The organism is Bradyrhizobium sp. Kon58, from assembly GCF_055807455.1.
Map to the genome: position 1 here is coordinate 1 of NZ_JBVVOT010000067.1, position 7,257 is coordinate 7,257.

At 57.9% G+C, this 7,257-nt stretch carries 3 protein-coding genes and 3 pseudogenes; 4 read left to right on the plus strand and 2 right to left on the minus strand.

Annotation, left to right across the window (positions count from 1 at the left end):
* Nucleotides 1–144: 144 nt before the first annotated feature.
* Together AC0L20_RS39235 and AC0L20_RS39240 are read left to right on the plus strand one after the other, a co-directional pair.
* A pseudogene (locus AC0L20_RS39235) lies at nucleotides 145–280 on the plus strand (IS3 family transposase); the annotation flags it as partial.
* 235 nt (nucleotides 281–515) lie between these two features.
* Complete coding sequence (locus AC0L20_RS39240; RefSeq protein WP_473295553.1) at nucleotides 516–1,568, plus strand: KamA family radical SAM protein; 1,053 nt, start codon at nucleotides 516–518, stop codon at nucleotides 1,566–1,568.
* Between the two features lie 261 nt (nucleotides 1,569–1,829).
* Here the strand turns inward: AC0L20_RS39240 and AC0L20_RS39245 are convergent.
* Nucleotides 1,830–2,469 (minus strand): annotated as a pseudogene (locus AC0L20_RS39245) (DDE-type integrase/transposase/recombinase); the annotation flags it as partial.
* A 21-nt stretch (nucleotides 2,470–2,490) separates the two neighbouring features.
* On the opposite strand from AC0L20_RS39245, the pseudogene AC0L20_RS39250 reads away from it, so the two are divergent.
* Both AC0L20_RS39250 and asnB read left to right on the plus strand, forming a co-directional pair.
* Nucleotides 2,491–2,874 (plus strand): annotated as a pseudogene (locus AC0L20_RS39250) (integrase core domain-containing protein); the annotation flags it as partial.
* A gap of 1,088 nt (nucleotides 2,875–3,962) precedes the next feature.
* Nucleotides 3,963–5,795 carry an asparagine synthase (glutamine-hydrolyzing) gene (gene asnB / locus AC0L20_RS39255; protein ID WP_473295554.1) on the plus strand — a complete coding sequence of 611 codons (1,833 nt, stop codon included), beginning with the start codon at nucleotides 3,963–3,965 and terminating at the stop codon, nucleotides 5,793–5,795.
* Nucleotides 5,796–6,273: 478 nt separating this feature from the next.
* On the opposite strand, the gene AC0L20_RS39260 is transcribed toward asnB, so the two are convergent.
* On the minus strand, nucleotides 6,274–7,257 hold a 984-nt coding region (locus AC0L20_RS39260; protein ID WP_473295555.1), incomplete at its 5' end, for an IS256 family transposase.

A 7,257-nucleotide genomic window follows, 5' to 3' on the forward strand; every position in this document is an offset into this window, starting at 1 on the left:
CATGGTCCGCAGCGAAAGGGAATCCACAAACGAAAATTGCAAGGTTTGGGGGCCTCAAGCCCCCAATCCCTGCAATCTCAAATGCCGCCCCAACCGGAAAACTGACTCCTGCTCAATCGCTTAGAGCCTTGTTCACGGACGACAATCTATCGCACCAGGAACGAGGCCAGGGCAGATGTGTTCGACTACATCGAGAGGTCCTACAATCCAGCCCGGACGTCATTCCACGATCGGATACATCAGCCCCGTTGAGTTCGAACGCAAGGTGGGATTAGCTTAACCCGGCGTCCATCGAACCGGCAGCAGCTCAGTTCGGCTCGCCGGCGCTTAGTGCTGGCTTCCAACCCTCCTCAGTCAAGTCTATATTCCTTACCAGAGTAGGTAGTTTTACGAAATTGCTGACGCTGTACGATTTCTGTAGCTCCCTGTGCTGGCTCGGTGCACCTCGTCACGAGGGGAAACGAAGGGGCAACATGGACAGTCGTAGCTAATTCCCTGGCTTTTGAGGATACGTCATGAGATTCATCGAAGGGACTCGCGCCGTTACCGAGGAGGAGTTGCAGGTCAATAATATCACACGCTATCAGGTCACTAGATTCTACCGCGAACAGATCACCAAAACTGACCATTACGAGCAACTTAGACGGATTGTTGAGCCGTCAATCGACGAGTTCGAGAGTCCCGGCAGCTTGGATACGAGCGGCGAGCGTGTCAATACAGTAGTGGCCGGTCTCCAGCATAAGTACGCTCAGACCGGGTTGCTGTTGGTAACAGACCGTTGCGCCTCGTATTGCCGCTACTGCTTTCGTAAGCGCATGGTAGGTAAGACGTCCAATGAAATTGCGCCTGATTTTGCTGAGGCTGCGCGGTATATCGGCCAACATCCTGAGATGACGAACGTACTGCTATCGGGAGGCGATCCATTCATGCTCAGCACGCCTAAGCTTAACGAGATTCTTGATCATTTGCTGCCGATCAAACATTTAGATTCCATTCGGTTCGGCACAAAAATGATCGCCTATGAGCCGAAGCGGTTCGCGGATTCTGCTCTAACGTCTTTATTCCAAAGAATTTATCAAGCAGGCAAGACAGCAATAATCGTCACACATTTCGATCACATCGGAGAGATTTCGGTCGAAGCGGAACGGAGGGTTCGAGCGTTGCGCGCACAGGATGTGCAATTCCTCAACCAGTCTGTGCTCCTAGCAAGAGTCAACGATGACGCCGAGATATTGGCAGCAACTTTCACCAAATGCCATGAAATCGGAGTGCGCCCTTATTATCTTTTTCAGGGGAGGCCAGTGAAGGGAGCATCGCACTTTCAGGTTCCACTGCGCCGCGGATTGGAGATTACCCAAGGCATAAACCAACGTCTCAGTGGTATCCACAAAACATACAAATACATCATGTCTCACTACACAGGAAAGATCGAGATCCTCGACTTGGGAGAAGATGGCCGGCTGTATATGCGATATCATCAAAACAGGGCACCCGAAAAGATCGGGAAGATCTTTTCTCGGGCTCACGTAGAGACCGCCTGCTGGTTGGACGATTTGCCGGAAGGATGAAGAAGCTCCTATAGAGCAGAAGACCTTGAGCGCGGCCGTGGAGACTAAGCCCCTGCACGCGCGAGCCTGAGCGCAGGGACGACGGTGCCAAGCGTGCTCGTCCTACTTTCGTGACCTGCAACTGAGTTTTCATCTAGCATCAGTTAGAGTCTCGGAGTTTTTTACGCCAAGGCGCGCGGCTGGGAGCAACAACGGAAGATCGGCGGAGCCCGTCGAGGTAGGTTGCGGGGAGGTGGGCCGCAGGTTGCGGGGTTAGGATTTCAGCGACGAGTGGGGGCTCTGGAGATTGTAGTCGGCGACCCAGACAGCGATCTTGGCGCAGCCATCGTAAAAATGAGCTCTCGTTGAGCAGCTCATCGGGCGCCCGCCCGACGGTTGACGCTCTCGACGAAGGCATTGTGCATCTGCATTGCAAGCGGGATGGAAGTGCCAATCGCTGCTTCCTTGCACCACGCGAGCGCGGCCTTGCAGGTGAATTCGGGACCGCGGTCGGACACGATCATTCCTGGCTTGCCGGGTCGCTCGATAATTGACGTCAGTTCGCGGGCCACGCGCCGCCGCGAGCTCTATGTCTCTGGACTGGCGCCTAGAAATTCTTTGTGACGTCGTCGATGATCTTGAGACGCGGGAGCGTCGCCACTAGCGAACTGGTCGTGAACAGAGTCCACCGACCATCGTGCATTCGGCTGGGCTTCCACAAGAATCGGGCCCGGGTCCCCGCGGCTCTGCGGCGAGCCTGCCGCTTGCAAACGGTGAGCCCTTCCGCGATAGAGCCGGTAGATCCGAGATCTCCCACGGTCGCCGTCCGGCCGCAGCAGGACGAATGGCCGGCGGTAGCCCAAACCTGCCGCTTGTTGGCGAGATCGCACAATCGGCCTCGCGGAAATGCGCCCGGCGGGCGACTTTAGCGATATCATCTTCCGATCCGCACTTCAGTTATCGGGGCGGGGATGTCGTGCTGACCTTGGAGCGTATCTGCAAGATCGTTGGCTATCCCAGGACGATCCGCGTCGACCAGGGATCAGAGTTTATCTCCCGCGATCTCAGTATCTGGGGTTACCAGAAGGGTGTGGCGCTGGATTTCTCGCGGCCGGGAAAGCCGACAGACAACAGCTTCATCGAATCTTTCGGCGGCAAGTTCAGAAGCGAGTGCCTGAACATGCACTGGTTCTTGAGCCTTGACGACGCGCGGCAGAAAATGGAGGACTGGCGTAGAGACTACAACGAAGTCCGGCCCCACAGCGCGATCGGCAACAAGGCGCCGATATGGCTGTTGAATGGCTCATCGGCGCCCCCGCCGGCATGAGCATTAACCCCGGAAAATTTCCCGCGCCGGCCGGCCTAGTTTTTTGGGAGCACTTCATTTCGGACCGGACTCTAACTGCTTTTGGAGCAAATACTCAGTCGCAGGTCATTGTAGAAATCGATCCACGCAGCGATGCTGACCTTGCCCTCGTGGTCCTTAGAACCCCTTAAGATAGATATCCCGATGCTTGAGGGATCACCACAGCTGCCAATGACATTTGTCCATCCAGCGGCCGGATCATCCATGCGGATATTAATCCGCCGAGTGCACTGGTAAAGGCAACGCTAGTGAATTGGAGCTTTGGCCGGTGTTGAAAACCTCAGCAGGCCTTGTCGCGCCAAGACATTCTTGAGCCCCCGCCAGGCAGCGGTCCGGAAAAATGATCGATTTGGAGCCGTCGCAGAATGCTCGATTGAGTCTAGCAATCGATCCGCCGCCAATGCGAATTGCTCGAGTTGCCACGATAGTCTATTGTCGATTGTCCGATCTTGGAATAGAGCTCCTTGACCCTTTCTCAATGGCCTTTTCCAGGTCGATGCCAAATTGGCCTCAAAGGCGCGCGCTGCACTCTCAGAATGCTTCGCTTCCAAGAAGTCCAACCCTATAACGCTGGGCCACACCGGCGGCCCTCTCTTGCTCTCGCTCCGACTCCAAGGCGATCTCCGCCTTCAGCGCTACATCAATCCTTGCTCTGGTCTTCTTCGTCGTCATCCGCCATCTAGCAAGCGGAGCGACCCCTCTCAACTAGCTGATCATCCCAAAACGGCGGCCATTCACGGTATCGCCTCTGGATCAACGCCGATGTGCCAACGCTGACCTGACGGTCTCTGAGAACTCGAGCTGTCTTCGAGCACGTCGCAAACGTAGGCAGGCGCATGCCGTGCTGCAGCTTCCATGGCCGATAGTTTTATCCACGCCATTTGCAACCAAGTCAGCCTACTAGAACAAGTCGGTCCGACTTGGCGATTAATCAACTAGATCAACATGCGGCAATGCCAAGCCGCTGAGCACGCGGCACGAAGCACTATCGCGCTTCGCTGGGAGCTGTGCTCTGGATCGCAGTTCAAGCTTATCCTTGGAGCCAAGTTATGTGCGGTATTTGTGGGTGGATTGACTTCAATCGTGACCTGGAAGCTCCCGACGCTCGCCGAGAGCTTGCCGTAATGACGGCCACTATGGCCCACCGCGGCCCGGACGGCGAGGGGACTTGGATCGAGGGGCCGGCCGCGCTGGGACATCGTCGTTTGGCGGTGATCGACGTGGAGGGCGGGCGACAGCCGATGAAGCTCCATGAACAAGGGCGATCCTCCATAGTTTTGGTTTATACTGGAGAGACTTACAACTACCGAGAATTGCGGCAGCGGCTCGCCATCCTGGGCCATCGGTTCAAGACGAGTAGTGACACGGAGGTGGTGCTGCATGCTCATCAGGAGTGGGGCAATCGCGACCCCTGCGCCGCGGTCAGAGAACTCAATGGGATGTTCGCCTACGCGATCTGGAACTCTGGTAAGCGCGAACTGCTCCTCGTGCGCGACCGGCTCGGCGTCAAGCCGCTTTACTACTACCCGACCAAACACGGAGTGTTGTTCGGCTCCGAGCCAAAGGCGATCCTCGCCAATAGTCTCGCGGAACGGGTCATGGACACTGCAGGGCTGCGCCGCGCACTATGCTCGTTCGTCGAACCAAGCCAGACCGTGTTCCGCGGGATGCGTGAGGTACGGCCCGGCCACATTGTTCGCGTAAGTCGGGACGGCATTCAGGAGATAGCATACTGGCAGCTTAACGACAGCGGACATACCGACGACGTGCCTCACACCATTCGGCGTGTCCGCGAGCTGCTCGAGGATACGATCCAGCGACAGCTCATCACGGACGTGCCGCTGTGCGCGCTCCTGTCCGGCGGACTTGACTCCTCGGCCCTGACCGCGCTCGCCGCGCGCTTCAGTGCGCAACGGATCCGGTCCTTTGCCCTCGATTTCGTCGGCTATACGGAGAATTTTACCGCGGGCTTCATGTGCGCCACACCCGACGGGCCGTACGTACAGGAGGTCACAAATTTGGCTGGTACTGACCACACGGACATCAGGCTATCCGCGGACGAACTCATGGATCGGAAGGTGCGAGCCAGCACACTCCACGCCCGGGATCTTCCATTCACCGCTGGTAACATCGACAGCTCACTCTATCTGCTGTTCCGGGCAGTGCGGCGATATTCGACAGTAGCTCTTTCCGGCGAGGCCGCCGACGAGCTTTTCGGCGGCTACTCGTGGTTCCACGATCCAGTCTACGTACACAGCGAGACGTTTCCATGGCAAGACGTTAGCGTCGATAAGGCCCGGCATTACCTAGACCCGTTCCTCTTCCGAAAGCTCGACCTGTCCGGCTACATCGACGAGCAGTACCAAAGCGCACTTGCGGAAGTACCTGCCCTGGCCGGGCCGGCCTCGGCCGATCCGCACGAGCGTCGCATGCGCGAGGTTTGCTATCTCTTTCTGACGCGCCGCCTGCCGAAACTGCTCGACCGCAAGGACCGGCTGAGCATGGCTTCTGGCCTGGAGGTGCGGGTCCCCTACTGCGATCACCGGCTAGTCGAGTACGTGTTTGCCACCCCATGGGCTCACAAGAATTTCGATGGGCGCGAGAAGAGCCTGCTGCGAGCGGCCACGGCGGATGTGTTACCCCGATCCGTAGTGCAGCGAGTTAAGAGCGTTTATCCGTCTATCCAGGACCCGAGCTACTACAGAATGCTGCGCAACCAGTTCACCACCCTCCTGAATGATCGCAACGCGAAAGTGGCACCGCTGTTGTCAATTCGGAGCTCCATTGCCATGCTTGAAGCGAGCGACGATGTTATGTGGATGGAACGTATCTTGACTCTCCAAGACTTCTTGATTGACTACAACGTGAGCGTCAAGTTGTGAAGCGGCGTGAACGAGTAAGGACAGAATAGGACGTTCATGCATGCGATACTGCATTGGTTCCCTGGCTAAGTCTCATGATCCCTCAAAACGAACCGGTCTCGGCGCCCACACCGCCGATAATCCTGAGATTCGTTAGTGCCGTTCTGCCGATGAGCGTGATGGAGGGCTGACGTAGATTTGCACTGGGCCTCCGACGTGCATACCGCGCCAGTTACCCCGCACGCACTGAGACACTCACCGGTGCATGGTAAAGATGCGGGTGAAGCTCTAGGCTCATACTTCAGTGAGTGCAGATGCTGTCCTTACGGAGGCTCCTGCTCCCTGCCGTTTAGGCGCGGCAGGTGCACGCAGACCGACCCCGTGTGCCATTCTGCCGTGGTCGCGCGAACGTCGCCTCGAGCGCACTGCAAGCCTCTTGGAGACGCGATTGCCTGCAGGAAAGGAGCTATCGCCAAATTTTGGTGACGGCCTGAGCCGGTCAGGCGGCGGCGGTTATGGGCTGACGGTCAGTCGGTTTAGCGACGACCTCGATCCCGTCGTTGAATGTCACACCAAGAACGAGTTTTGGCAACTGGTTGTGGCCATCGAGACGACGCCAGCTTTTGTGCGCGGCCTCAAGCAGTTTGAAGACCATCGCGAGCGCCGTCCTGTTGGATAGGCAGCCCTTCGATCGGATGGTGCGGTGGCGCGCGGTGGCGAAGGTGCTTTCGATGGGGTTGGTCGTCCGCAAGTGTTTCCAGTGCTCGGCCGGGAAGTCGTAGAAAGCCAGCAGCGTGTCCCGATGCTTGTTCAGGCAGTCGGCCGCCTTCTCATATTTTAGCGTGTAGCTCTCGATGAAGGCGTCGAACGCCAGCTCGGCTGTGGCCTTCTTTTCAGCCATCCAGATCTCCTGCAACGCGCGTTTGGCTTTCGGCTGCTGGCTCTTCGGCAGTTTTGCCGAGCACGTGGGCGGTCTTGTGCACCAACAGCGCTGCTCGCGCGTTTTCGGCCAGACCTCACCGGCGGCCTTCCAGAACCCGAGTGCGCCGTCGGCGATGGCGAGCCGCGGCGGCACGTCGAGCCCGCGTTGCTTCAGATCGAGCAGCAGATCGCGCCAATCGTACGCACTCTCGCGGGCACCATCGGTGAAGCCGACCAGTTCCTTACGGCCTTCCGGCGTCGCACCGATCAGCACCAGGATGCACTGCTTTTCGTCTTCGAGCCGCGCCTCCAGATGGCTGCCATCGGCCCAGATGTAAACGTAGCGCTTCGCCGACAGATCACGCCCCTGCCACGCGGCGTGTTCGTCGATCCAACCGTCCTTCAGCCGACTGATGGCGGATGCCGACAACCCGGCAGCATCCTTGCCGAGCAGCGCCGCCAGCGCCTCCGAGAAGTCGCCGGTCGAGATACCCTTCAGGTAAAGGATCGGCAGCAGCGTCTCGATCGATTTCGAGCGGCGCATGTAGGGCGGTAGGATCGA

Bases quoted from the DNA above. Each gene is read 5' to 3' on its own strand.
- AC0L20_RS39240 (WP_473295553.1), top strand. From the start codon at position 516: ATGAGATTCATCGAAGGGACTCGCGCCGTTACCGAGGAGGAGTTGCAG.
- asnB (WP_473295554.1), top strand. From the start codon at position 3,963: ATGTGCGGTATTTGTGGGTGGATTGACTTCAATCGTGACCTGGAAGCT.